The organism is Macellibacteroides sp., assembly GCF_050251695.1.
Lineage (GTDB): Bacteria > Bacteroidota > Bacteroidia > Bacteroidales > Tannerellaceae > Macellibacteroides > Macellibacteroides fermentans.
Map to the genome: position 1 here is coordinate 1 of NZ_JBFWMI010000151.1, position 2,513 is coordinate 2,513.

Annotated in this window: 4 protein-coding genes; 1 reads left to right on the forward strand and 3 read right to left on the reverse strand. The window is 41.9% G+C overall.

The annotated features are described in order from the left end of the window. A partial coding sequence (locus tag AB7E53_RS14220; protein WP_446776419.1) for a ClbS/DfsB family four-helix bundle protein occupies positions 1-422 on the forward strand: 422 nt, incomplete at its 5' end. A gap of 47 nt (positions 423-469) precedes the next feature. Here the strand turns inward: AB7E53_RS14220 and thiD are convergent. From thiD to thiE, 3 genes are all read right to left on the reverse strand, one after another. Next, entirely contained in the window at positions 470-1,279 is an 810-nt protein-coding gene (gene thiD / locus AB7E53_RS14225) for a bifunctional hydroxymethylpyrimidine kinase/phosphomethylpyrimidine kinase (RefSeq protein WP_079682593.1), read from the reverse strand. Between the two features lie 12 nt (positions 1,280-1,291). Further along, positions 1,292-1,954, reverse strand: a complete 663-nt coding sequence (tenA, locus tag AB7E53_RS14230) for a thiaminase II (protein WP_371689143.1) — start codon at positions 1,952-1,954, stop codon at positions 1,292-1,294. Further along, on the reverse strand, positions 1,951-2,513 hold a 563-nt coding region (gene thiE / locus AB7E53_RS14235; protein ID WP_446776421.1), incomplete at its 5' end, for a thiamine phosphate synthase. The genes tenA and thiE, both read right to left, overlap by 4 nt.

Genomic DNA, 2,513 nt, shown 5'->3' on the forward strand with positions numbered 1-2,513 from the left:
CCATGTCTGAAGAAAAGCAACACGCTACATTTTCATTCGAAGATCGAGATAAGAATCTGCGGGATGTCTTGATTCATCTTTACGAATGGCATCAACTGTTTATTAAATGGGCTCAATCCAATATTTCAGGAAAGCCGGTCAACTTTCTTCCTGATCCGTATAACTGGAAAACATATCCTCAAATGAATATCGGATTCTGGGAGAAACATCAGAAAACCTCTCTTGAAAGTGCTACTACACTTCTAAAAGAAAGTCACAGAGAAGTACTGAAATTAATTGAATCTTTTACAAATGAGGAATTATTTACAAAAAAGTATTATTCTTGGACAGGGACAACCAGTCTGGGAAGCTATGCAGTATCTTCCACTTCCAGCCATTATGATTGGGCCATAAAAAAACTAAAACAGCATATAAAATCGTAAAGAGACTTGCTCCTTACGATTTATTTAATGTCAATCATCTTTATCTCTTATTCCCAAAAATTAAAAAAATGATGTACCGGGCCGTGTCCTTTGCCAATTTCGTATGCAGCACCGGTTACAATTGTTTGGTTTATATACTCTTTGGCCAGCCGGATCGACTCATTCAACGACTTATCGTGAGCCAGAAAAGCAGTAATGGCAGAGGAGAATGTGCAACCTGTACCATGTGTATTCTTCGTATGTACTCTTTTTGAACTTAGTTTTATGATTTCGTCCGTCTCAGCATTATAAAATACGTCGGTCAGCTCTTCATTCGATAAATGTCCGGCTTTCAGCAATACAGATACAGTACCGCCAACCGACAACGATTTTACAACCAAAGGCAGATCCTCCTGTGTGGCAATCTTCTTACCCAATAAGATTTCGGCCTCCGGAATATTGGGTGTAATAACCCTCACAAAAGGAATCAGCTCATTTTTCAATGTCGTAATTGCCTCATCCTGTAAAAGCTTATCGCCCGAGGTAGCCACCATCACCGGATCAAATACAATATTCCGAATCTTATATTTAGATAACGTATCTCTCACTGCAACTATCAATTCGGAGGAATGCAGCATTCCAATCTTAATCGCATCTGCTCCGATATCATCCAGAACAGATTTTATCTGTCCCGTTACAAATGAAACCGGAACGGGATGAACCCCTGTTACTCCAACCGTATTTTCGTCCACCACAGCAACAATAGCCGTTGCACCATAGCAACCGCAAGCCGAAAAAGTCTTCAGATCCGCCTGTATACCAGCTCCCCCACTCGGATCACTTCCGGCAATGCTTAAAGCAATTCTATATTTTTTCATCGTTTTTATTTTCTATATTTTCCATTGTTCCAAATTATGGGCCGAATCCCAAAACAGGTATTCCATTTTAGAGCAGACAACAAAAGCCTCCAACATCTCTTTTTGCCGGCTCTCGGTACAGCTTTCGGCCAACTCATCACATATCTCAATGGCCCGGCTCACAGATCTGGAAAAATCATCCCCTCCATACGTATTAATCCAGGTCTGATATGGATTCTCCTCATTCGTCTGATTTGCCAAGATATAATCACCCACAGCCTTGTATATCCAGAAACAGGGCAACACGGCGGCAACACTAACCTCAATCGGAGCATTAGCTAATTGACGCCACAAATACGAAGTGTAAAGCAAACAAGCAGGTGATGGTTTTAAACGGTCCTTTTCATTAATTCCATGGATAAATGACTCGTGCAAAGCCCTCTCAACGACAATACTATCTCCTGCAAAACGGATGAACGATTCCGTGTGTGCCGGATCTTTTAATTTGGATGCAATCCCCGTAATTACACTTCCGTAATCAGAAAGGTACATGGCATCCTGCTGAATATAAAAAATAAACTTCTCTCTGTCCAGCGTACCGTTAGTCAACTCCTGGATAAAAGGCAACGTTACCGTCTTTTCATATATCGGTTCAATTGCCTTCCAGGCCTTCTCACTCCATTTCATTTGTATCATTTTAATTTATTTTTGACAACTATATCCTTTAACTGTAAGGCCGAAAGCCTCGGATCAGGGTGAGACATGATTGCAGACACCACAGATATACCATCCGCCCCGGCAGCAATCACTTCGTGGGCATTACTCAGATTAATTCCTCCGATGCCCACACTGGGATGCTCCGACAATTTTGTTATCTCACGAACTCCGTCCAATCCTAAAGCTTCAGCAGTATCAGTTTTCGTAGGAGTACTGAAAACCGGAGAAATACCAATATAATCGACATCCAGCTTGTTGGCTTCGATTACATCCTGGATATTTTCGACAGACAAGCCGATAATTTTATCCTTTCCCAACAGCCTTCGGGCAATCTCATAGGGAATATCGTTCTGGCCAATATGCAGTCCGTCGGCATCACAGGCAAGTGCAATATCCAACCGGTCGTTTATGATAAGCGGGATAGCAAAGGATTTCAAACATCTTTTGAGCTGAATAGCCAAATTCAGAAACTCTTTAGACGAGCAATCCTTCTCCCTCAACTGAACCATGGTAACCCCACCTTCGGCCGCCTCTTTCA